The sequence below is a fragment of the Nonomuraea aurantiaca genome (assembly GCF_020215705.1).
In the GTDB taxonomy this organism is placed as follows: domain Bacteria; phylum Actinomycetota; class Actinomycetes; order Streptosporangiales; family Streptosporangiaceae; genus Nonomuraea; species Nonomuraea aurantiaca.
Genome location: NZ_JAIWNB010000009.1, coordinates 115,516 through 137,657 on the forward strand (window position 1 = coordinate 115,516; position 22,142 = coordinate 137,657).

At 70.0% G+C, this 22,142-nt stretch carries 25 protein-coding genes; 12 read left to right on the forward strand and 13 right to left on the reverse strand.

What is annotated here, in order from left to right; genetic code table 11:
- Positions 1 to 3: 3 nt before the first annotated feature.
- A complete protein-coding gene (locus LDL49_RS22485; RefSeq protein ID WP_225293099.1) occupies positions 4 to 573 on the forward strand; it encodes a LysM peptidoglycan-binding domain-containing protein in 570 nt (189 codons plus the stop codon).
- A 28-nt stretch (positions 574 to 601) separates the two neighbouring features.
- On the opposite strand, the gene LDL49_RS22490 is transcribed toward LDL49_RS22485, so the two are convergent.
- On the reverse strand, positions 602 to 967 hold the full coding sequence (locus LDL49_RS22490) for an ArsC/Spx/MgsR family protein (protein WP_225293100.1): 366 nt from the start codon (positions 965 to 967) through the stop codon (positions 602 to 604).
- Positions 968 to 1,393: 426 nt separating this feature from the next.
- Here LDL49_RS22490 and LDL49_RS22495 point away from each other — a divergent pair, with 426 nt between their 5' ends.
- The gene (locus tag LDL49_RS22495) at positions 1,394 to 2,281 is read left to right on the forward strand and encodes a CAP domain-containing protein (RefSeq protein WP_225293101.1); all 888 of its coding nucleotides are present in this window, start codon (positions 1,394 to 1,396) and stop codon (positions 2,279 to 2,281) included.
- A 95-nt stretch (positions 2,282 to 2,376) separates the two neighbouring features.
- On the opposite strand, the gene LDL49_RS22500 is transcribed toward LDL49_RS22495, so the two are convergent.
- From LDL49_RS22500 to LDL49_RS22525, 6 genes are all read right to left on the reverse strand, one after another.
- Positions 2,377 to 2,784, reverse strand: a complete 408-nt coding sequence (locus tag LDL49_RS22500) for a cupin domain-containing protein (RefSeq protein WP_225293102.1) — start codon at positions 2,782 to 2,784, stop codon at positions 2,377 to 2,379.
- 9 nt (positions 2,785 to 2,793) lie between these two features.
- Complete coding sequence (locus tag LDL49_RS22505; RefSeq protein WP_225293103.1) at positions 2,794 to 3,615, reverse strand: phosphoenolpyruvate hydrolase family protein; 822 nt, start codon at positions 3,613 to 3,615, stop codon at positions 2,794 to 2,796.
- A 46-nt stretch (positions 3,616 to 3,661) separates the two neighbouring features.
- Entirely contained in the window at positions 3,662 to 4,891 is a 1,230-nt protein-coding gene (locus LDL49_RS22510; protein WP_225293104.1) for a Tm-1-like ATP-binding domain-containing protein, read from the reverse strand.
- Between the two features lies 1 nt (position 4,892).
- The gene (locus tag LDL49_RS22515) at positions 4,893 to 5,267 is read right to left on the reverse strand and encodes a carboxymuconolactone decarboxylase family protein (protein ID WP_225293105.1); all 375 of its coding nucleotides are present in this window, start codon (positions 5,265 to 5,267) and stop codon (positions 4,893 to 4,895) included.
- Complete coding sequence (locus tag LDL49_RS22520; RefSeq protein ID WP_225293106.1) at positions 5,267 to 6,016, reverse strand: SDR family NAD(P)-dependent oxidoreductase; 750 nt, start codon at positions 6,014 to 6,016, stop codon at positions 5,267 to 5,269. The genes LDL49_RS22515 and LDL49_RS22520 overlap by 1 nt, the downstream gene beginning before the upstream one ends.
- 135 nt (positions 6,017 to 6,151) lie before the next feature.
- Positions 6,152 to 6,700 (reverse strand): carbohydrate ABC transporter permease, encoded by a 549-nt coding sequence (locus LDL49_RS22525; RefSeq protein ID WP_308016172.1) that lies wholly within the window; start codon positions 6,698 to 6,700, stop codon positions 6,152 to 6,154.
- Here LDL49_RS22525 and LDL49_RS22530 point away from each other — a divergent pair.
- The gene (locus tag LDL49_RS22530; protein ID WP_225293108.1) at positions 6,624 to 7,154 is read left to right on the forward strand and encodes a GNAT family N-acetyltransferase; all 531 of its coding nucleotides are present in this window, start codon (positions 6,624 to 6,626) and stop codon (positions 7,152 to 7,154) included. The genes LDL49_RS22525 and LDL49_RS22530 overlap by 77 nt on opposite strands.
- Positions 7,155 to 7,325: 171 nt before the next feature.
- Here LDL49_RS22530 and LDL49_RS22535 read toward each other — a convergent pair whose 3' ends face one another.
- Complete coding sequence (locus LDL49_RS22535) at positions 7,326 to 7,895, reverse strand: hypothetical protein (protein ID WP_225293109.1); 570 nt, start codon at positions 7,893 to 7,895, stop codon at positions 7,326 to 7,328.
- Between the two features lie 467 nt (positions 7,896 to 8,362).
- Between LDL49_RS22535 and LDL49_RS22540 the strand changes: the two genes are divergently transcribed.
- Positions 8,363 to 8,566 (forward strand): cold-shock protein, encoded by a 204-nt coding sequence (locus LDL49_RS22540; protein WP_214640926.1) that lies wholly within the window; start codon positions 8,363 to 8,365, stop codon positions 8,564 to 8,566.
- A gap of 113 nt (positions 8,567 to 8,679) precedes the next feature.
- Here the strand turns inward: LDL49_RS22540 and LDL49_RS22545 are convergent, their stop codons facing one another.
- Both LDL49_RS22545 and LDL49_RS22550 read right to left on the reverse strand, forming a co-directional pair.
- Entirely contained in the window at positions 8,680 to 9,813 is a 1,134-nt protein-coding gene (locus tag LDL49_RS22545; RefSeq protein ID WP_225293110.1) for a bifunctional WXG100 family type VII secretion target/C40 family peptidase, read from the reverse strand.
- A 14-nt stretch (positions 9,814 to 9,827) separates the two neighbouring features.
- Positions 9,828 to 10,118 carry a hypothetical protein gene (locus LDL49_RS22550; protein WP_225293111.1) on the reverse strand — a complete coding sequence of 97 codons (291 nt, stop codon included), beginning with the start codon at positions 10,116 to 10,118 and terminating at the stop codon, positions 9,828 to 9,830.
- Positions 10,119 to 10,319: 201 nt separating this feature from the next.
- Between LDL49_RS22550 and LDL49_RS22555 the strand changes: the two genes are divergently transcribed.
- From LDL49_RS22555 to LDL49_RS22575, 5 genes are all read left to right on the forward strand, one after another.
- On the forward strand, positions 10,320 to 10,736 hold the full coding sequence (locus tag LDL49_RS22555; RefSeq protein ID WP_225293112.1) for an efflux RND transporter permease subunit: 417 nt from the start codon (positions 10,320 to 10,322) through the stop codon (positions 10,734 to 10,736).
- A gap of 62 nt (positions 10,737 to 10,798) precedes the next feature.
- A complete protein-coding gene (locus tag LDL49_RS22560; RefSeq protein ID WP_225293113.1) occupies positions 10,799 to 11,620 on the forward strand; it encodes an SAM-dependent methyltransferase in 822 nt (273 codons plus the stop codon).
- 138 nt (positions 11,621 to 11,758) lie between these two features.
- Positions 11,759 to 12,454 (forward strand): GntR family transcriptional regulator, encoded by a 696-nt coding sequence (locus tag LDL49_RS22565; RefSeq protein ID WP_225293114.1) that lies wholly within the window; start codon positions 11,759 to 11,761, stop codon positions 12,452 to 12,454.
- Between the two features lie 84 nt (positions 12,455 to 12,538).
- Positions 12,539 to 13,204: a sensor domain-containing protein gene (locus LDL49_RS22570; RefSeq protein ID WP_225293115.1), complete on the forward strand. Its 666-nt coding sequence runs from the start codon at positions 12,539 to 12,541 to the stop codon at positions 13,202 to 13,204.
- A 107-nt stretch (positions 13,205 to 13,311) separates the two neighbouring features.
- Positions 13,312 to 14,319, forward strand: coding sequence for a DUF8094 domain-containing protein (locus LDL49_RS22575; RefSeq protein WP_225293116.1), 1,008 nt, complete (start codon positions 13,312 to 13,314; stop codon positions 14,317 to 14,319).
- 258 nt (positions 14,320 to 14,577) lie between these two features.
- Here the strand turns inward: LDL49_RS22575 and LDL49_RS22580 are convergent, their stop codons facing one another.
- The gene (locus LDL49_RS22580) at positions 14,578 to 15,729 is read right to left on the reverse strand and encodes an alginate lyase family protein (protein ID WP_225293117.1); all 1,152 of its coding nucleotides are present in this window, start codon (positions 15,727 to 15,729) and stop codon (positions 14,578 to 14,580) included.
- 85 nt (positions 15,730 to 15,814) lie between these two features.
- Between LDL49_RS22580 and LDL49_RS22585 the strand changes: the two genes are divergently transcribed.
- Positions 15,815 to 16,570 (forward strand): alpha/beta hydrolase, encoded by a 756-nt coding sequence (locus LDL49_RS22585; protein WP_225293118.1) that lies wholly within the window; start codon positions 15,815 to 15,817, stop codon positions 16,568 to 16,570.
- Between the two features lie 131 nt (positions 16,571 to 16,701).
- On the opposite strand, the gene LDL49_RS22590 is transcribed toward LDL49_RS22585, so the two are convergent.
- Both LDL49_RS22590 and LDL49_RS22595 read right to left on the reverse strand, forming a co-directional pair.
- The gene (locus tag LDL49_RS22590) at positions 16,702 to 18,489 is read right to left on the reverse strand and encodes an MFS transporter (RefSeq protein ID WP_225293119.1); all 1,788 of its coding nucleotides are present in this window, start codon (positions 18,487 to 18,489) and stop codon (positions 16,702 to 16,704) included.
- Between the two features lie 325 nt (positions 18,490 to 18,814).
- Entirely contained in the window at positions 18,815 to 19,243 is a 429-nt protein-coding gene (locus LDL49_RS22595) for a DUF2267 domain-containing protein (RefSeq protein WP_225293120.1), read from the reverse strand.
- A 169-nt stretch (positions 19,244 to 19,412) separates the two neighbouring features.
- Between LDL49_RS22595 and LDL49_RS22600 the strand changes: the two genes are divergently transcribed.
- The gene (locus LDL49_RS22600; protein WP_225293121.1) at positions 19,413 to 21,905 is read left to right on the forward strand and encodes a helix-turn-helix transcriptional regulator; all 2,493 of its coding nucleotides are present in this window, start codon (positions 19,413 to 19,415) and stop codon (positions 21,903 to 21,905) included.
- A gap of 79 nt (positions 21,906 to 21,984) precedes the next feature.
- Complete coding sequence (locus LDL49_RS22605; protein ID WP_225293122.1) at positions 21,985 to 22,125, forward strand: hypothetical protein; 141 nt, start codon at positions 21,985 to 21,987, stop codon at positions 22,123 to 22,125.
- Positions 22,126 to 22,142 lie beyond the last annotated feature (17 nt).

The window sequence follows — 22,142 nt, forward strand, 5'->3', positions numbered from 1 at the left end:
CGCATGGCTCCTGAACCTGACCCCAAGCCGCCGGAGCGGCCGGAGACCGTCACCGTGACGCCCCCCGGCGGGGACTACGACTCGCTCTGGGAGATCGCCGAGCGGCTCTTCGAGGACCCCTCACGTTGGGAGCGCATCTACCAGGCGAACCGTGACATCCTCGACGACCCCAACGCCGTGCGGCCGGGCATGCGGCTCCGCCTTCCGATGGAGATCTACCCGGGTCACATCAGGTCGGCCGCCACGGGCTTCGACACCGAGAAACACGACCTCGGCGAGTTCGTCAACGCCGCGGCGGCGGAGCTGAACGCCATCGGCAACTTCTGGGGCGACGACAAACTGGGGACCACCTTCCTCAAGGGCGAAGGCGGCCGCATGGGCTACGAGGCCGTGTCAGGTCAGATCATCGAGGGCATCGACGTCCTCCAGGACGCCCATCACGAGGTCCCGAAGCGGCTGCGGCTCGTGGCCGACCGGACCGAGGTCACCGACTGGGAGAACGTGACCACCGTCCTCGCGGCGCTGCCCACCCCTGACCCTGACCGGCCGATCTGGGGCGAGCCACACCGTTAGCGGCGCTCGGACGGGCGGTTGGCGACGGTCACGACGAGCGCGACAGCACCGAGCGGACGGCTTCCGCGGTGCGGCCGACGACGGCCGCACCGTCCCCGGCGGTGATGATCGGGCGCTGGATGAGCATCGGGTGGCTGGCCAGCGCCTTGATCCAGCGGTTGCGGTTCGCCGCGTCGCGGGGCCAGCCGGCGATGCCGAGATCGGCGGCCGTGGTCTCGCCGAACCGGGTGATGTCCCACGGTTCGAGGCGGAGCCGGGTGAGCACCTCGCGCAGCTCGAGCTCGTTGGGCGGGTCGTCGAGGTAGCGGCGGATGGTGTATTCGGCGTTCTCGGTGTCCAGGAGTTCGAGCGCGGAGCGGCACTTGGAGCAGTCGGGGTTGATCCAGATCTCCATGCTGACTTCCTTTGGGGATGCGAGGAGCGCGGAGCCATCCGGCGCGGCGTCCCATGGAGAAACAGGGGGCGCACTGGACGTGGCCAACCCCCTATTTCACTAGCAAGTGTTAGCCATACGGATTACCACGTCAATCTGCGACACCGCTTGTACGGCTTCCGTCGCCCGGGCAAGTGCCGCGCCGAGCCGCTGCTCACACCGCATTTCGCTTACAGAGTGTGATGAAGCGGGCGCAGCTTAGGTAAAAATCTCGAACCCCATCATACGTCTCAAATCCCCCGCCGAGCAGGGGTTCCAGACGCCTCAAGCTTCCCAGTGGTTTACCCCCATCACACATTAATGTCCGAAATTTCATGACACAGGGCACTTGGCACCGACAGAATGCGGAACGCCCACCCGCCGTCCATCCATACGGAGGACACCCATATGCGTAGACCCCTAGGGGTACTCGCGTGTGTCGTGAGCCTGGCCACCCTCGGTGCGCCGGTCGCCACGGCCCACGCCGCGACGGTGCCGCAACCCGCATGCCGCGTGACCGTGGCCAAGCCGCAGGTCACCGCCGCCGGAAAGATCCAGACATCCGCCACCCGGCGCGGCTGCGAAGGCACCGCCCTCGTCCGCGTCCGCATCAAGCGCGCGGTGGCCGGCCCCGACCGGATCGTCAAGAGCGCGTCGGGCAGGGGCATCAGCCCACGGGTCACGATCTCGATGCTGTGCGCCCCCGGTGTCTACTACGCGGTCGCCACCGACTACGCCGGCAACTCCGGCAAGTCGCGGCCGGTCCGGCTGTCGTCCTGCACGCCGGCCACGCCGACGCCCACGCCCACCGACACGGCCACGCCGACTCCATCACCGTCGCCGACGGCCACCACCACTCCCACCCCGACTCCCACCGACACGGCCAACCCGCCGGCTGACGTGGTGGGAACGGCCGACGAGAACGAGGTCCTGCGGCTGACCAACGCGGAGCGGGCGAAGGGCGGCTGCAAGCCGCTCAAGCACGACGCCCAGCTGCACAAGGCCGCCTTCGGCCACTCCTCCGACATGGCGACCAAGAACTACTTCAGCCACACCTCGCAGGACGGCCGCAGCTTCATGGACCGCATCCGCGGGGCGGGCTTCACCGGCGGAACGGGCTGGGCCGAGAACATCGCCATGGGCCAGCCGACCCCGGTCTCGGTGGTCACCGGCTGGATGAACAGCGCGGGCCACAAGGCCAACATCATGAACTGCAAGTACAACCTCATAGGTGTCGGCGCGGCCAAGAACTCCAAGGGCCAGATCTACTGGACCCAGGACTTCGCCGCCAAGTAGCGGCCGCCCGAGCAGAACGATGCCCCGCGGCCGGCCGCCCGGCCGCGGGGCATCACCTGTGTCAGTGCTCGTCCGGCCACCCGGCCGCTCGCTCGTCAGGCCTGACGCCACTCCGCCACGCTGCCGGGCTCGTGCAGGTGCAGGTCGGGCGCCCCTTCCAGGGCCTTCTCCTCGCCACCGGGCGTGTACGTGACGATCAGCCGCAACGGCCGCCAGGTCGAGTTGAACGTCGAGTGGTAGGCCCCCGCCGGAATGTGTACGGTGTCACCCTCCTTGATCGGGAACGGCTCACCGTCGCCGACCATCTGCGACGCCTCACCCGAGATGACGTAGATGATCTCCTCGGCCGTCGGGTGGTTGTGCCGGGCATGTCCCTGCCCGGGATTGACGATGACCTCGCCCAGCGTGCTGCTCGCCCCCTCGATGGCCGACGGGGTGACGAACCACTTGATGGACCCCCAGTCGAAGGCCATCGTGGGTACGGCGTCCGGACTGACGTGCATGGCAGCTCCTCAGAAGTTCAGTGCCTTGAAGGCTCGTACCTGCTCGGTGATGGCCCGCTCCGTCGGCAGCCGCTCGACGGACGAGGCGCCGAAGAAGCCCACCACGCCCTCGGTGCGCGACAGGACATGGGCCGCGTCGGCGGGCTCGGCGATCGGGCCGCCGTGGCAGAGCACGAGGATGTCGGGCCGGACGGCCGCCGCCGCGTCGCGCATGGCCTGCACCCGGGTCACGGCCTCGTCCAGGGTCAGGGCGGTGCCCGCGCCGATGCTGCCCTTGGTGGTCAGCCCGACGTGCGGGACCAGCACGTCGGCGCCGGCCTCGGCCATGGCGCGGGCCTGGTCCTCGTCGAAGACGTACGGGGCCGTCACCAGGTCGCGCTCGTGGGCCAGCCGGACCATCTCCACCTCCAGCTCGTAGCCCATGCCGGTCTCCTCCAGGTTCTGCCGGAAGACGCCGTCGTACAGGCCCACGGTGGGGAAGTTCTGGACGCCCGCGAAGCCCATCGCGGCCAGCTGGTCGAGGAAGCGCGGCATGACCCGGAACGGATCGGTGCCGCAGACGCCGGCGAGCACGGGGGTGTCGGCGACGACGGGCAGCACCTCGGCGGCCATCTCGACGACGATCTGGTTGGCGTCGCCGTAGGGCAGCAGCCCGGCCAGCGAGCCGCGCCCGGCCATCCGATAGCGGCCGGAGTTGTAGATGATGATCAGATCGACGCCGCCGGCCTCGGCGCACTTGGCCGACAGGCCGGTGCCCGCGCCCGCGCCGATCACCGGCCGCCCCTCCGCGACGGTGCGGCGCAGCCTGGCCAGCACTTCCTGCCTGGTCACGAGAGATCCCCTCCGAGCTTCCTGGATCCGCTTCCAAGCCGCCTGGTCATGCGGAATCCTCTCCCGAGATCAGGCGATGCAGCCGCTCGGCCATCGCCCGGCCGAACCCCGGATCGTTGATGTGCAGGTCGAACCGCTTGGTCGCGGGAAAGGCGGTCAGTGCCTCGAAGCAGGCCGCGTCGGCCTTGGGGTCGTGGAAGTCCATGCCCGGCGCGTCCAGGGCGGACACGCCGCCCAGCGGGACGAACAGCTCCGCCGGACCGCTCGCCGCGCCGAGCTTGGCGGCCACCCGGGCGCCCAGCTCGGCCATCTCCTCCGGCGTGGTGCGCATCAGCGTGACGGTCGGGTTGTGCACGTACAGCAGCCGGCCCGCGAACCGCTCGGGCACGGTGTCGCGCGGGCCGAAGTTGACCATGTCCAGCGCGCCGGGGGCGACCACCTGCGGCACGCCGTTCGCGCCCGCCGCCGTCAGCCGGTCGGGCCCCGCCGACAGCACCCCGCCGACCAGGTCGTCCGCCAGTTCGGTGGTGGTCAGATCCAGCACCCCGGCCAGCAGCCCGCTCGCCGCCAGTCCCTCCAGCGCCCGCCCGCCCGACCCGGTCGCGTGGAAGACCAGCACCTCGTAGCCGAGCTCGGCCAGCCGCTCGCGCGCCGCGTCCACGGCGGGCGTGGTCACGCCGAACATCGACGCGCCGATCAGCGGCCGTTCGTCGCTCTGCGTGGTGCGCACCGCCCTGGCCAGCTGGTGTGCCTTGGCCATGCCCGCCGCCGCGGCGGCCGCGTTGCCGAGGATCGCCCGGGAGACCCGGTTGACGCCGGCGATGTCGACCACGCTGTACATCAGCGTGACGTCCCTGGCCCCGACATAAGGCGACACATCGCCCGACGCCATCGTGGACACGATCAGCTTGGGCAGGCCGATGGGCAGGTCGCGGACGGCCCGCGCGGCGATCGACGACCCGCCGCTGCCGCCCACGGCCAACACCGCGTCGACCCGGCCCTCGGCGTACAGCCCGGTCATGATCGCCGCCGCGCCCTCGCCCATGGCGGTGACGGCGGCCCCGCGGTCGCCCCCCTCCTGGAGCGCCCGCAGGTCACCTCCGGCCGCCGCGGCCACCTGCTCGTTGGAGATGTCGGCGAGCAGCGGCACGCCGGGCTCCTTGATTCCCGCGTCGACCACGAGCACGTCGCTGCCCAGCTCCACCAGCCGGTTGCGCAGCCAGGCGTACTCCTCGCCCTTGGTGTCGAGCGTCCCGATCAGTACGACGGTCGGCATCTCACGCCACACCCCTCTGTTCGAAGACCTTTTTCGCCACATTGATCGCGTTGATCGCCCTTGGGAAGCCCGCGTACTGGACGCAATGAATGATCACCTCGACGATCTCCCCGGGCGTGAGGCCCACGTTGAGCCCCGCGTTGATGTGCCCGGTGAGCTGAGGTTCGACGCCACCGATGTTGACCAGCGAGGCGATCGAGGCGATCTGCCGCTGCCTGAGGTCCAGGCCGGGGCGCGAGTAGATCTCGCCGAAGTTGAACTCCACGCCGTAGCGCCCGAGGTCGGCGCCGGGTCCCGACAGCGCGTCGAGCAGCCGGTCGGCCGCGCCCTCGCCGTACACCTCGTCGTACTTCGCTCTGCCGCTGTCCATCGACATCAGATCGAGTGACCTCCGTCCTGGGGCAGGATGACGCCGGTCAGGTAGGCGGCGGACGGCAGGCAGAAGTGCACGATGCTCTCCGCCAGGTCCTCCGGGGAGCCGAGCGTCCTGGTGGGGATCTGGCCCAGCAGGGCCTCGCGCTGCTCGGGCGTGTCCCGGTCGCGGCCCGGCGTGTGCTGGGCGCCGGGGGCGATGCAGTTGACCGTGATGCCGTCGGTGGCGTACTCGATGGCCAGGGCCTTGGTCAGGCCGGCCACGCCCGCCTTGGCGGCGGCGTAGCCGCTCGCGTGCCGGACCAGGCGCCCGCCGCGCAGGGCGGCGATGGAGGCGATGTTCACGATCCGCCCGCCGCCGCGCGCCAGCATGGACGGTACGACGGCGCGGGTCACGTTGAAGACGCTGGTCAGATTGACGGCGACCATCCGCTGCCACTCGGCGGCGGTCATCTCGTGGAAGGGCCGCACCATGCCGCCGCCCGCGTTGTTGACCAGGATGTCGATCCCGTCCCAGGCCCGGACCACCTCGTCGATCGCGCCCTGGGTCGCGTCGAGGTCGGTGATGTCGGCCTTGAGCTCCAGCGCCTCCCGCCCGGTCTCGCGTACGGCCGCGCCGAACAGCTCCAGCCCCTCGGCCGCCACGTCCAGCCCGGCGACGTCGCAGCCCTCCCTGGCCAGCACCTGGGCGAACACCTTGCCCATGGCGCCGCCCGCGCCGGTGATGACGGCCTTCCTGCCTGCCAACCTCATCCCGCAACCCTTCACTTGAGTGCTCCGGCGGTCATGCCCTGGATGAAGTGCCGCTGGAGGAGGAGATAGAGGGCGATGATGGGGATGCTCGCGAGCGTCACCCCGGCCGCGATCATCGACCGGTCCACGCTGTACTCACCGACGAAGCAGCACGGTGACCAGCGTGATCGCGTTCGACAGCTGCGGGATCACCACGTGCCGGAAGCGCTGCCAGCCGTTCGCGCCGTCCATCCGGGCCGCGTCGAGCAGGTCGGTGTCCACGTTGTGCAGCGCGGCGGTGAAGATCACGAAGGCCGGCCCGACGGTCGCCCAGACCGAGGCCACCATCACCGCGTACAGGGCGAAGGTCGGGTCGCCGAGCCAGCCCCTGGTCCACGATTTGCAGCATTTCGGGCAGCCACGCGATACGTTGATCGATGTCGGTGGAAACGACGGCTGAGGCGCCGGTGAGTGAGCAGGAAGGGAGCGAGGAGCGTATGACCGCCCGTTGGGTGGCCGCTGTGCGCGGCATCTCCTCCTCTGTCCTTCCGGGCTGCCCGGGAGCCGGTCACTGCCGCTGAGCTCGGCCGTTCTCCGTGGGAGCCCTCTCTTCCGATGAAGGGTTCCGTTGAACACCACACCGCTCGACATCACACCGTTCAACATCACAACGCGGGCGGAAACGCCCGAAGACGCCGCTGCCATCCGCGCGGTGAACCTGTCGGCCTTCCCCACCCCGCTGGAAGCCGACCTCGTCGAGGCGCTGCGCCTCGACCCGGCCTGGATTCCGGGCCTGTCCTGGGTGGGGGTCGCCCCTGACGGGGAGATCGTCGCCTATGCCCTCCTCACCCGCTGCCACATCGGGCAGGCGCCCGCGCTGGCTCTCGGGCCGGTGGCCGTGTCGCAGGCCGTACAGAGGCAGGGGGCGGGCGCGATGGTGACCCGGGCGGCGCTCCAGGCGGCCCGCGAGCTGGGTGAGAGTGCCGTGATCGTGCTCGGGCATCCCGAGTACTATCCGCGCTTCGGCTTCACGATCGCCTCCGGGCACGGCATCGGCGTGTCCTTCGACGTGCCCGACGAGGCGTTGATGGCCATGTCGCTGGACGGGAGCCCGCTGCCGGCGGGCACGATCCGCTACGCGCCGCCGTTCGGCGTGTGATCCCACGCTGAGCCGACACGAAAAGGCCGCGCCGCCGTACCAGATGAGCTGGTATGGCGGCGCGGTGCCCGCAGGGTGGGAACGGTCACGGGGAGGGGCCGATTCCACCCCGCGGACTGGTTCCGCGACGAGGGCCTCCCGATATTTGCCCTCATAGCGGCGGTCGTCGCGTTACTTGCCCTCGTGCCGGTGGTCGTCGCGGTGGTCGCCGCCGCGGACGACGGTGAACTGGGCGGTGGCGGTCCGGTTGCCGACCTTGACCGTTACGGTCTTGGCGCCGGGCTTGGCCTTGGCCGGTACGGTCAGCGTCTTCGTGACCGTCCGCTGGTCGAGCGACACACGGTAGCTCTTGCCCTCGGGACTCGTGATCGTGGCCGCCTTACCCGCCGACGCGCCCCTGACCACGATGGTCACCCCGTAGGAGGCGCCCTGCTTGACGTGGGTCGGGTTGACCGACACATCGAGGGAGAACGGGCGGCGGTGCTGCGTCAACGCGAGGGTGGAGACCGTGGTCTCCCTCTTGGGCGCGGTGGAGGCCGGGTGCTTGGGCCGGGTGTTCTCGTCCGTCGCGGTGGGACGGCCGGTCGTGACCGGTGCGGTGGGCTTGGTGCTCGGGGTGACCGTGGGGGCGGGCTGCGGCCGGCCGCTGTCGGCGAAGGCGCCGCCCGCGAACGGCAGGGCGACGAGGGCGGCACTGGCCAGGGTCACGGTGAGGGGCTTCAGGAAGCGCACTGAGATCAACGTCCAATCCTGGATGACCCGGCCGCATCCCGATGAATTCGGCCCCCGAAGGTCATCCGCACGCCCTGAACTCTGCCGACGCCACATGAGAGGTGTCTGATATGCCGCTTTGATTTATCTATGTCGGGTTGGCATAAACTTTGTGGTCGCCCGGGTGCCCGCCCGGTTCCGGCCCGCCTGGCAGGGGCCGGAGGCGCTCCTCGGCCGGTCGGGAGCCGGTGTCCAGGCGGGGATTTTCCCTTCCGGCAGGCAGACGGCAAGATCTCCCATTTTTCGGGAGGGAGTATGAGAGGCCACGTGCTAGCGTGGCAGCTGTTGCAGTTTTGGTACCCACGAACTTTGCGCGCCCGACGGGTTCCACCCCGAAGGCGTGTTGTTTCACCCGGTCATTTCCGGATGGGTCATTGCGGCGACATGGGATTCGTGACCTGCGGGTCCCGGCTCTGCGCCTATCAAAGGAGATCGACATGGCGACTGGCACTGTGAAGTGGTTCAACTCTGAAAAGGGCTTCGGCTTCATCCAGCAGGACGGCGGCGGCGCCGACGTCTTCGCCCACTACTCGAACATCGCCGCCCAGGGCTTCCGCGAGCTGCAGGAAGGCCAGAAGGTGAGCTTCGACATCACCCAGGGCCAGAAGGGCCCGCAGGCCGAGAACATCGTTCCGGTCTGATCAACGACGCATAACCACGACGAGCCGGGGTCCGCACACGCGGGCCCCGGTTCGCGTGTGTCAGGCCCGAAATCCCGCGTGGTTCAAAGCGCGGGGGTTCAGAAGGGCGAGCTTCAGAAGCGGCGGTAGGTGATCGGGCCGTGCTGGACCGCCACCTCTCCCACCCTGACGTTCGCCCCTGGGTGCGGCGCGTGGATCATCTTGCCGTCGCCTATGTAGATTCCCACGTGGTCGGGTGGGGCGCCGAAGAAGACGATGTCACCGGCCTGCGGCGGCCCTGAGATCGGGTGCCCGCTCGCCTGGTAGCCGGCCGCCGTGGTGTCGCCGATCTTGATGCCCGCCTGGTTCAGCGAGTAGTAGACGAGCCCGCTGCAGTCGAAGGCGTTCGGGCCGTTGGCGCCCCAGACGTACGGCTTGCCGAGGTGCTGCCGCGCCGCGTTGACGATGTCGGCGCCGGTGCCGCCGCCTGGCACGTACGGCACGGCCTGGGCGACCGCTCCCCCAGATCCCCCAGACCCGCCGGATCCCGAAGATCCCCCGGGCCCGGAAGACGCGGCCACCGGGGCGGACGCGGAGGCGGGGCTGTAGGCGTTGCCGTTGCCGTTGCCGTCCGCACTCGCCAGTGTCGTCTTCTGCCAGTCGGGAAGCGGCGTCGGGTCCCAGTGGACGGTGTGGCCCGGCGCCGGCACGAACGTCTGGTCGCCGGGCGCCTTGATGGCGGCGAAAGTCGCCTCCCGCCCGTTCCAGTGCTCGCCGATCGTCTTCACGGCCTGGTTCACGACCTTGTTGACCGCGGTGAGGTGCGTTTTCGCGTCCTCGACCGCGTCGGCGACGGGGGACGCGAGCGCCTTGTCGAACTCCGCCTGCGTGGCGTCCGGATTGTTGGTCTTGTAGGCCCGGGCCTTGTCGAGGACGTCGCCGCAGAGCCCGCGTACCTTCGAGGCGGCCGTCTCCAGCGCCTGGGCGACGTCGTCGAGAGCCGTCGCGCTGTCCGTCAGGGCGTCGTGGAGCGCGCCGCCGGCCGTGGAGTAGCGGCGCATGTACTTGTCGAAGGCGTCGGCGGAGTCGCCCTGCCAGGCCGTGTTGACGCCCTTGACGGCCGTGCCGAGCCGGCCGACGTACTCGCCGGTCTTGCCGCCGGCCCCGCGCCAGCGCTTGGCCACGCCGCGAACCGAGCCGGGATCGCCGCTGACGGACTTGAGGATGTTCGCAAGGCCGTCACCGCCGGGCAGGTCGCCGAGCTCCACGCTTCACTCCTTGATCACGCGCCCGAGGCCTGGTTGGCCGTGTGGACGTTGTCGCGTACCTTCTCCAGCGCCCGCTCGACGCCCTGGAGCTTGTTCTGGACATGTCCCAGCTCGCCCGCCACCCCGGTCTCGATCTTGTCGAGGAGTGCGGCCAGCGAGGAGGAGCCGGTCAGGTCACCGAAGATCGAGGAGTCGGCGCTCTTGGCCGGATATCCGCCCGCGAGGTCGGCGAACTCCTTGGACAGCCGGTTCGCCGCCGACTGGCAGTCTTCGAGCGCCTGGCGGTGAAGGTCGACCTTCGCCATCAGCGATCCTCCAGGGGTACGGGACCGACGGTGACGCACCCATCAAACTGCGCATCCACCACAAGTAGCTGATCGTATAGGAAAGGCCCTAATTCACCGTTAAATGCCCATTATTTGCCCAACCCCGATCGTCCGGGCGCGGGACGCGGGTCTCGGACGATGAGCCGTTTCACCGCCCCCGTACGTCCTAGGAGTATGAGAATGTTGCGGATCGCGCTCACCGTGCTCTTGAGCACCGCCCTGAGCGCCACCATGGCACCCGCCGCATCGGCCACGCCCGTCGCCAAGAAGGTGCTGGTCGAGCTGCGCGAGCAGGGCGGCTTCGCGGGCTTCGACAACCGGGTGATCGTCTACACCAACGGCTGCGCACGCCTGAGCCGTCGTACCGGCCCGACCGTGAACAAGTGCCTCACCCGCGGCGAGCAGCGCAAACTCCACCACGACCTGAAGCTCCTGCGCCTCGGCCACTCCCAGGCCCAACCGCAGGGAGCCGACTTCCTCAAATACACCCTCACCTACCGAGGCCACCGCGTCAGCCGCTACACCCTGACCACCACCTGGACCCCGGTGGTACAGCGGATGGAGCGGTTTCTCGTCAAGTACTGGGCGCCGGACTGACAGATCACCACAGATCACCTGATTCCTCGTAAGATGCGGGCATAAGCGAGGAAGGTGTAGGCGTGACCGAGCACGAGCTGCCCGCGGGGAAGGTCGACCCGACCGTGCCCAGCGTCGCCCGGATGTACGACTACTTCCTGGGCGGGAAGGACAACTTCTCCGCCGATCGCGAGGCGGCCGAACACATCATCCGGATCAGTCTGGAGACCGGCTCCGACATCCGCGAGATCGCCCGGGCCAACCGTGGATTCCTCATCCGCGCCGTGGAGGAGGCGGCCAAGGCGGGCGTGCGGCAGTTCCTCGACATCGGCACCGGCCTGCCTACCCAGAACAACGTGCACCAGGTCGCGCACCGCATCATCCCGGACGCCAAGGTCGTCTACACGGACAACGACCCGATTGTCCTGGTCCATGCCCGTGCCCTGCTCGCCGACAACCCGGACACGGTGATCGTCGAGGGCGACACGCGCGACCCGAAGGCGATCCTGGACGCCGCCGCCGCGCACCTCGACTTCAGTGAGCCGGTGGCCGTCCTCGTCGTCGCCGTGTTCCACTTCCTCGCCGACGACGAGGAGGTGGCCCGCATCGTCCAGACCCTGCGCGAGCCACTGGCCTCGGGCAGCTACCTGATCATCTCGCACGGGTACATCGAGGAGAACGAGGGCATCCCGGCCAGGCTCGCCGAGGCCCAGGACGTCTACCGGCAGACCAGCTCGGGGGCGATGACCTGGCGCGACCGCGACACCGTACGCGGCTACTTCGACGGCCTCGAACTGCTCGAACCGGGCGTCGTACCCGTCCAGGACTGGCGCAACGACGAGCAGTACATCCCGGCCAGCCTGGACAAGGGCGGCGTCCTGGGCGGCGTCGCCCGCGTCCCGTAACTGTACGGTCCGACGCTGAAAGACGGCAGACGCGCTCGTCGAGCCGTGGAGCGCCGTCCAGGACGGCTGTCACGCGCTCGCCTGGGAGCCGCACGAGCGTATTCTCACGGTGTCGTCACCCATCTGCAGGGAGAGATCGTGCCGGGTCAGTCCGTCAAGCTCTCAAAGGGTTCGTCCCTGGTCGTGGATTCCATCGCGGCCCAGCTCTACGGGATCCTGCGCGACCGCATCACCAGCGGGGTGTACGCCCCCGGCTCCCGGTTCGATCCGAACTCGGTGGCCACGGAGTTCGGCGTCTCGCGCACGCCGGTCCGCGAGGCGCTGGCCCGCCTGGAGCACGACCAGCTCATCGAGACGCGGCCGCGGTCGGGGACGTTCGTGGCCCGGCCGGACGTCACCGACGTCCACGAGGTCTGCCAGCTGCGCAAGGGCATCGAGTGGCTGGCGACCGGCATCGCCGCCGCCGTCATGCCGCTCCCCCGGATCGCCGAACTCCGCGCCGAGGTCGTCGAGGCACTGGCGTACGCGGAGAAGGGTGACTACGAGCCGTTCTTCGTCAGTGACACGCGTCTGCACACCGAGATCGTGGCGGCCACCGGCAACGAGCGGCTCATCCGGGTCCGCTCCTCGACGGAGCCGTTCGTGCAGTGGCTGCGTGTGCTGGGCGCCACGGGCCCGCACCGGATCGCCGGCTCCACCCGCCGCCACCTGGAGATCCTCGACGCCATGGCGGGCCGCGACGTCGCTGCGGCGCAGGCGGCGGCCGCGATCCACCTGGACGAGGTCGAGGAGTGGACGGTGGCCGACATGGAGTCGCACGCCATCACGACCTGACGTACTTGGGTAGGGCCTGCACTACCTCGATACGCCAGTGAGCGGGAGCGATCTGGAGGTGCGGCGACTCGTAACGTTCTCGGCATGACAACGCTCCGGCACCGCATCGCCACCGACACCCGCTACGTCCTGCTGGGTTTCCCCACCGCGGTGATGTCCTTCGTCCTGGTCCTGATCGGGGTCGCCGCCGGAGCCGGCAGTGCCGTCGCCTTCGTCGGCCTGCCGATCCTGGCCGCGGCCGCCGCCATGGCGCGTAACTTCGCCGACGTCGAGCGGGTGCTGCTGCCCGACGTGCTCGGCCGCCGCGTCGCGCGTCCCCGCTACCGCCAGGCTCCTTCGGACGCCGGCTGGTTCCGCCGCACGATGAACCCGCTGACCAGCGGGCAGGCGGTGCTGGACATGCTGCACGCCGTCGTCGCCTTCCCCCTCGCCATCGCCACCTTCGTCGTCACCATCGTCTGGTGGGCGGGGGCGATCGCCGGGCTGACCTTCCCGCTCTACGGCTGGATCATCGCCGGCCTGCCCGAGTTCCACGGCGGGCTGCCCGAGCTGCTCGGCCTCGGCGGCGACACCACCACCTTCGTGGTCTTCAACACCGTGCTCGGCATCCTGTTCGCGCTGACGCTGGTGCCGGTCGTACGCGGCGCCGCCCTGATCAAGGCCAACCTCGCCCAGGCGCTGCTGACCCGCCCGGCGTACGACGAGCACCCCGCGACCCTCCGGGCGCACCGGCTCGCGGCCGGGGTCTGAGGCGATCCGGACGGGCCGATACCGGTGGATTGAACCTGGGCCAGGTCAGGGCCGTACATCATGAGGACAGCTCAGGACGCTCCCACGGGCATGTCGCGGAGGTATCCGTGCCGGTGAATCGCCAGCTGTTCGTGAGTGGTCTGGCCTTGGCCATGGTCACCGCGTGCAGCGCCTCCGGGACGCCGTCTCAGGCCGGTGCCTGGTCGGTGAGTGCCGGGCCCCGGGCGAGCGCCGTCCCGGCGCAGCCCACACTGACAGAGGACGGGGCCGAGTTCGTCCTCAACGGCTACCGCGAGCGGCTGCAGCAGGCCAGGAAGCGGAATGGATCCGGACTGCAGGAAACGAGCGCCGGCCTGGCGTTGGAGCTCGACCGGGCCGTCTTCCGGCTCGCCAGGCTGCGCGGTGACCGGCTCGGCACGCTGCCCCGCCTCACCAGCACGCGTTTCGTGATCCCGAAGAACCCCGGCGGCGCCCGCTGGTTCCTGGCCGAGATCACCGAGCAGGGCAAGGACTACCGGACCCAGCTCATTCTCCAGGAGACCGCCGACGGCTGGCGCCTGGTCGCCGGATCGAGTACCCCGCTCCAGGGGCCCGCCCTGCCCATCGCGGTGGACGACGAGGGGCTGGCCACCGCTGTGGCCGGCGACGACACCACGAACCTCGCCGTCGCCCCCCGCGCGATGGCCGCCGCGCACGCCCGCTCCCTGGCCACCAACGGCAAGGACACGGAGGCCAGGCGCCTCCTGGCTCCAGGCCCCTACACGACCCAGTCCGCCACCGCGCGGCTCGCCGACATGCGCCTCCTGCGCGGCCAGTGGGACGTACGCGACCGCACCCAGGTGGTCCCGACGATCTACGCCCTGCGCGCTTCCGGAGGAGGAGCCGTCGTCTGGTACGGCGTACGGGAGCAGCAGGTCTTCTCCGCCCGGCCCAAGGCTGCGACGCTCTCCTTCACCCGGCCGGAGCCCGCCGTGCTGAGCGGCAAGAAGGAGTTCCGCAGCCGGGTCATCCTCGTCCAGGCCACCTGGTTCGCCGCCGTCGTCCCCTCCTCACCGTCGAAGAGAACACGCGTCGTCGCCGACTGGACCGCCCAGATCAGCGTCACGGGCGACTGAACGAGAAATACCCATCCGTTCGGCGAGGAGCTTCTGGGAGACACCGGTCGATCTCGCTTGGCCTTGGCATCGGACCACTTCACGAACTCGCTCATCATCGTTCCTCCTTGTCCTCCTCGGCGAGGAGCGCCACTCCTCTCTCGAAATGAGTGCGGTAGGTGAGGGCATTGTGACAAAAGGTGCGCGATGGCGATCCGCCGTACCGCCACAAACGACACGGCCTGCCACGATCGTGCAACTGCGGCTCACTCCAACGGCTTAACCGCCCGCGTGGGTGAGGGTCTCCCAGGCGACGAAGAGCTGGTTGGTGCCCGCGGGACGCTGCTGCTCGGTGAGCTGCTGGGTGTTGGTCATCGGGATGCCCTGGCGGTTGTGGAGCTGGTTGAAGCCGACCTCGGTGATCGGGCCGAGGCCCAGGTTCAGGCTGCCGCCGCACAACCAGGAGGGCACGGCCGCGCCGAGCTGGTACTTCGACTGGAAGCCGAGCGCGTACCGAAGCCGCTCACCGACCTCCGGGTAGAGGTCCTGGCCCTGGATTCTGGTGGTCTCGGCGACGTGGGAGATGGCCGAGATCCCGTAGCCGGTGTGGGTGAAGTCGCGGCAGGTCTCCTGGGTGAGGCCGTCGACGAAGGTGGTCTGCCCCTGCCAGTACTTGACGAGCTCGTCACGGGTGTCGTTGCCGCTGCCGGGCGCGCCCTTGGGCAGCTCGCCGTCGGCGCTGAGGTAGATGTAGGCCGGCACCCGGCCGCGGAACTTGGTGATCGCCTTGTCATAGCTCGTCCGGTCCTCCAGGAAGACGGAGATGCCGACGGCCGCCTCCATCATGCTCAGCTCCCAGTTGCCGTTGCTGTTGGAGCCGTTGATGACCTTCGGCAGATAGACCGTGCGCAGCATGGTGGCGAAGCGGTTGACGTTCGGCCAGCTCGTGTAGGTGTAGCGGATGATCTCGGCCGCCCGTGGCCAGACCGAGCCGGCCCAGCCGGTCTGCAGGGGCGCGTTGCTGTTCGTGTGGTCCTTGATCACCGCGGACCAGGCGTCCATGATCTCGATGGCCTTCTTGGCGTACTTGCCGTCTCTGGTGACGTACCAGGCCAGAGCCATCGTGTACGCGGCGAGCGCGTCCTGGCGCTCGTCGGTGCAGCCGTTGTTGGGGTTGGAGTAGGGGCCGCACTCGACGACGGCGCGGGGCTTGGCCGCACGGGTGAGGGAGGCCAGCGAGTGGCCCATCATCTGGTCGTAGGCCGACTTCCACGGCTGCGCGCCCGCGTTGACCTTGGTACGCATGAAGTCGAGCTGGTCCCGGCCGAGCAGCACTCCGGGGTGGGTGAAGGTCGCGGGGGCGGCGGCCGCGGGCAGCGGCAGGGCCAGGGAGGCGACCAGGGCGGCGGTGGCGATGAGACGGGGGGTCATGACAGCTCATCCAACGAGCGTTACGGGGCTTGGTCAACCTTCTTAGGAAAGTTTCCTAACTTTTCCGGGGAGTAGAGTGCCCGGCATGATCGACGTTCCCCTCTGGCCGGAGACTCCCCCCGGGCCGGCCACCGGTGAGTCCCCGAGCTTGACCCTGTACGCGGCGGACGGCCCGGCCACGGGCGCGGTGGTGGTGTGCCCCGGTGGCGGATACTCCCGGCTGGCCGGGCACGAGGGCGCGGACGTGGCCCGCTGGCTGGTCACCCTCGGCATCGACGCCTACGTACTGGCCTACCGGGTGGCCGGCGACGAGCCGGGGCGCGAGCCGCTGCATCCGGCTCCGCTGTACGACCTGCGCCAGGCGGTGCGGGTCGTCCGCGAGCGCGGGGCCGGGCGGGTCGCCGTCATGGGGTTCTCCGCGGGCGGGCACCTAGCCGCCACCCTCGCCACCTCCAAGGACGGGGACCGCGCGGATGCCCTGATCCTCGGCTATCCGGTCATCGACCTCGTCGGGTGGGGCACTCACTCGGGGTCGCGCCGTCAGCTGCTCGGCCCCGACGGCACCGAGGAGCAGGCGACGGCCCTGTCCGCGCACCTCAACGTGACCGCCGAGACGCCACCGGCGTTCCTCTGGCACACGGCGGCGGACCAAGGGGTTCCGGCGACCAACAGCCTGCTGTTCGCCGACGCGCTCGGGCGCGCGGGCACGCCGTACGAGCTGCATGTCTTTCCCGAGGGCAGGCACGGGCTCGGGCTCGCCCAGGACGAACCGGCAGCGTCCGCCTGGCCGGGCCTCTGCGCCACCTGGCTCGCCGCCCAGGGCTTCGGCCCGCGCCCCTGAGAACGGCCCGCACTTCTGAGACGAGCGGCGCGACCGGCCGTGGCGGCTCTGCCGGTCCCGGCTGTGCGGCCAGGTCATCCCTTGCCGCGCAGCAGCCGCTCATAGCGGTTTGGGTGACCAACTCCCTGAGGTCAGTGCCGCGACGAGTCGTACCGGCCGTGCGAAAGGGAACGGCCGCGTCCCTCCCGGACCGTCTGCCGCAGCGCGGCGCGGAACCGCCCCGGCCCCCAGGCACGGCCGTGGACCATCCGGGCGAGCGTGTCGCGGTCGGCGGGACCGTGCTCGGCCAGCACATGGGTCACGACGTCGATCTCCCAGTCGAGCTGCTCGTCGGCGCTGGCGGTGACGCGGCCGCTCGCCGCGCCGGCGCCGACCATCCCGGGAGAGGGGAATGTGCGCCCCGGCCCCAGCAGGAACCGCCGCGCTCCCGTGGTGTCCTGCTCGTGGCGGCGGTGGATGCGCTCACGGCGCTCGTCCGCGTAGGCTCCGGCCTCCTCGGCCGTCAGCGGGCGGGCGATGTCCTCCAGTGACTGCTGTTCCGCCCGGACGCCGAACATCAGCTCGGCGACACCGCCGAGCGCCATGGCCGCCGCGCCGATGAAGAACCCGGCGGCCACCAGCGTCAGGTTGCCGCTGTGGATGAACTGCCCGAACAGCGCCGGCCCCGTGATGCCGCCGAGCGCCGTCCCGACCGCGAAGAACAGGGCGATGGCCAGCGCCCGCGTCTCCATCGGGAAGATCTCGCTGACGGTGAGGTAGGCCGAGCTGGCCCCAGCGGAGGCGACGAAGAAGGTCAGCGCGATGAGCACCATGAACGAGGTCGTGGTCAGCGCCCGGTTCAGCATCAGAACGGCGATCACCGCGGTCAGGGCGGCCGACACCAGGTACGTGCCGGCGATCATGGGAATCCGCCCGACGGTGTCGAACCAGCGTCCCAGCAGGAGCGGCCCCAGGAAGTTGCCGACCGCGAAAACGGCCATGAAGTACGGGATGGACCCGGACGCCACCCCGAAGAAGCCGTGCAGCAGCGTCCCCAGGTCGAACGTCACCGCGTTGTACAGGAACGCCTGCCCGATGAAGAGAGCGAGACCCAGGAGCACGCGGCGCGGATAGCGTTCCATGGCCACCCTGGCGATCTCCCGGAACGGGATGGCGGCGCGCTGCCTGACCGTGATCTCGCCCCTGGGCGGGGGCAGGTCGCCGCCGATCTCGGCCTCGATCTGGTCCACGATACGTTCGGCCTCCTCCTCGCGACCGTGGATGAACAGCCAGCGGGGACTCTCCGGAAGGCTTCGGCGGGTGAACATGATGGCGAACCCGAGCACGCCGCCGATGACGAACGCCAGCCGCCAGCCGATGTCCATCGGAAAGAGGGCGGTGCTGAGGAAGGCCAGCGCGGCGACGCTGCCGATGGCTGCCCCGACCCAGTAGCTGCCGTTGATGGCCAGGTCCGCCCGGCCCCGGTTGCGCGCCGGGATGAGCTCGTCGATGGCCGAGTTGATCGCCGCGTACTCGCCTCCGATGCCCATCCCGGTCAGGAAGCGCATGAGGAACAGGTACCAGGGCTCGAACGCGAAGGTGGTGGCCACGGTGGCGACCATGTAGAGGCCCAGCGTGAACATGAACATCTTCTTGCGGCCGAGCCGGTCCGTGAGCTGCCCGAACAGCAGCGCTCCTACGCACGCGCCGGCAACGTAGATGGCCGCCGCCGTGCCGATGTCGGCGCTGTTGACGGAGATGCCGCTGCCGCGCTCCGTCATGCGGGAGGCGACCGCGCCGACGATCGTCACCTCCAGCCCGTCGAGGATCCACACCGTTCCCAGACCCAGCACCACCCTCCAGTGGAACCGGGACCAGGGCAGCCGATCCAGCCGGGCCGGGATGTTGGTCCGGATCATGCCAAGGTCTTCTGCGGTCATGGTCAAAGCTCCTTCACGGAACGTCCTTTAGCGGTGCTCCGGAGGGATGCCGACAGTACAGTCGTTTTAATGCTGCTTTGTCGGGTTTTCGGGCATCGTTTCCGCTTCGAGGACGAGGGGGAGACGATGCGCTGGCATTGTCAGCGCGGCTGCGGAGCAGAGGGCGCAAAGCGCTACGCGAGCGTCCGGGACACCCGCCGCTACGCCCGCGCCTTCGACAAGGAGGACCGCGACGATCTTGGCAGGCGAGCTCCCCTGGTGGGGCTCCTGCCGCTGCGGCTCGTCCGCGCCCTCCGTGAAAGGAGTCGGAGGAGCTGAAATGCCGCTATGGGAGCAAGGAGGCGAGGTCCTTCGGCATGCCGGCCTTCACGTCCTCCCACTCGCCTGCGGTGATGTGATTCTTGAGCACTTCAAGAACCTTCCTGACCATCTCCTCCGTGCTCCCGTCGTGGTCGAAGGTCACTTCGGCGCGTACGCGGTCGAGGAACTCCTCGCGGTTCACCTTCACCGGAACGCTGCTCGGCCGCCAGCCGTCGAAGTAGACGCCCCGCAACAGCAGGGGAAGTTGGGCGGCGAGGTGGGCGCTCGCCTCCACCGTCAGCCGGTCGCGCAGCGCGTGCAGCACGGCGCGCAGCGCGCCGTAGGAGTGGTTGCGCCGCTCCGAGGGCCAGCCGCAGGCCTCCTCGATCTCGTGCAGGATGCGGTTGGTCTTGTCCACTGTCCGGTTGAACGGCGCGTAGCCGGTTTCCACCATGTCCCCACCTCCTTTCCCCGGGGCCCAACTCCTTTCCCGGCCATCACCTCGAGACTCGTCCCGGCTGCTCCCCGGCCACATCCCCGAAACGTGCAGTGGCGTGAAAGATCTCCAGGAGCATGGGCTTCACCGTTCCTCGTCGGGGAGCTCGCCGGGGAGGCGGTCTGACATGCGGGGACGCGAACAGGAATGGCATGACGTGGACGGCCTGCTCGACGCCGTTCAGGCGGGCAAGGGCGCGACCCTGCTGGTGGACGGGGAGCCGGGGGTCGGCAAGACCCGGCTGCTCGACGAGGCGGCCGCCACCGCCGGCGAGCGCGGCATCGCCGTGCTCCGGGGCGCGCTGGAGGAGCTGGGCGAGCTGGTGCCGTGCGGCATCCTGTTCGAGGCCCTGGACCTACGGCTCGACCCAGACTCGCGGACGCTGGAGGCGTTGCGAACGCGCTTCGAGGAATGGCCAACGGCTCCGGTCCTGGCCGTGCTCGACGACCTGCAGTGGGCCGATCCGGCGACGCTGGTCGCCCTGCGCACCCTCCACGGCCTGCTCGAATTCCGGCCGATCGGCTGGCTGCTGAGCCGCTCGACCGGTGTGGAACAGGACCAGTCCGCCTCCCTGTTCGACCTGCTGGAGCGCCACGGGGCCGGCCGGGTGCGGCTCTCGCCGCTGTCCCCGGCCGCGGCCGTCGCCCTGGCCACCGACATGCTCGGGGCCGCGCCGGGACCGGCGGCGCTGGCTCTGGTGGACGTCGTTGGCGGCAACCCGCTGCTGATCACCGAGCTGCTCGCCGGCCTTCGCGACGAAGGCCAGGTCCTCGACGGCGACGCCGCCCTGCGCATCCCCGACCGGTTCACCAGGGTGGTGCGGCACTGGATCGGCGGCCTGAGCGCGGTCGCCAGAAACCTGGTGGAGACGGCCGCCGTGCTCGGCCGGTCGTTCGCCCCCGAGCAGGCCGCGTCGCTGCTCGGCACGACAACGGCCGCGCTGCTGCCCGCGGTGGAGGAGTCCATGGCGGCGGGCATCCTGGCCGCCACCGCGCATGACTTCGCCTTCCGCCACGAGCTGGTCAGGCTTGTCATCGCCGAGCGGGTCCCGCCGCCCGTACGGCAGGCGCTGCTGGGCCGGCTCGACCTCGTCGCGACCATCGACACCGCGATGGTGGAGGGGCGGCTGCGGGCGGCCGAGCAGCTGGTCCGCGGCGGCCTCGCCGAGCCCTCCTCCGCCCACGCTTCGACGCACAGTGTGGCCGAGCTGCACTGCGTGCTTGCGGACGTCATGTACCTGACCGGCAGCTTCGAGGAGGCCATGCGCGAGGCCGAGACGGTGCTGGCCCTGCCCGACCTTCCCGACCACGTGCGCGACCGGGCGCTGCTCGTGCGCCTCTACACCATGACGCGCCTGCGCAGCGACGAGGCGTCCGTCCGCACGTACGCGCACGAGGTCATCGAGGCGGGCGCCCGGCACAGCGCGGCGGCCACCGCGGCGGCCCTGATCGCGCTGGCGCAGGCGGAGCGGGACGAGGGCCGCCTGTCCCACGCGCTGGCGCTGGCCGCCGACGCCAGGCGGCTGTTCGGCGCGAACGGGTCGGCCGTGCATCCGTACGAATCCCGGCTGATCTCCGCCACGATACTCACCGACGTCCACCGGCTGGACGAGGCGCGGCTGCTCGTCCAGGACGCGCGCGAGGACATGTTCGACTCCGGCCACCAGGCATGGGAGGCCGACCTGTCCGCCCTCGCGGCCCGGTCCGAGCTGCTCGAAGGGCGGCTGGACAGCGCCGCCGGCGAAGCCCAGCGGGCGCTGAGCCTCGCCGCGGATCGGGCCACGCCCCTGTCCGCCGCAGCGGCCACCAACGTCCTGGCCACCGTCGCGCTGCGGCGCGGCAACGTACGGGCGGCCGTCCGGCACGCCGCCGACCTGCCCGGCGACTCACTCGAACACGCCCTCATCGTGGCCCAGGTCACCGAGGCGTGCGACGGACCGCTGAAGGCGATGACCTTGCTGGCCGACCTGCTCGAACGGCAACGTTCGATGCTCGCCGGCAACCCCACCGCGAGCGCCTGGCTGGTCCGCGTCGCCCTCGCCGTGGACGCCCGCGCGGTGGCCAAGGCCGCCGTCGCCACCGCGGAGGAACTGGCGGCCGTCAACCCGGGTTTCCCGGCCCTGACCGCGTCCGCCGCGCACGCGCGCGGCCTGCTCGACGGCGATCGCGAAGCCCTGTCCCGGGCCGCCGAGCGCGCCGACGACGTGTGGGGGCGCGCCTCCGCCACGGAGGACCTCGGCGTGCTGCAGGCCGCCGGCGGGCGGCACGACGACGCGGCGGTAAGCCTCGACCGCGCGCTCGCGATCTACTACGAGATCGGATCCGTCAGGGATTCGGCCCGCGTACGCAAGCGGCTGCGCGCCATTGGTGTGCGCCACCGGCACTGGAGCTACGCCGACCGGCCGGTCTCCGGCTGGGACAGCCTCACCGAGACGGAATGGAACGTCTCGCTCCTGGTCGCCGACGGGTGGTCCAACCGGAAGGTGGCGGAGCAGATGTTCATCAGCGCGCACACGGTCGCCTTCCACCTGCGGCACGTCTACTCCAAGCTGCAGATCAAGTCCCGCGTCGAGCTGACCCGCCTCGTGATCGCCCAGGGGCGGGACGACACCGACGACTGAGGGATTTGCCCCAGGACTACACGCATGGGGGATGTGACCCCGGAGCGCCAGGGAAAGCCTGGAAAAGGGTGTGAGCCACATGGAAATCGGGCTGCTCGTCGGCCTCTTCGACTTCGCGCCCACCGCCATCGCCATGATTCTCCGGGGCCTGCTCTGGGGAGCGGTCGCGGAAGAACTGCTCGCAAGTATCAATCGCTCGCCGCGGCCGACGACAACGTGATCGACGCGGACTTCACC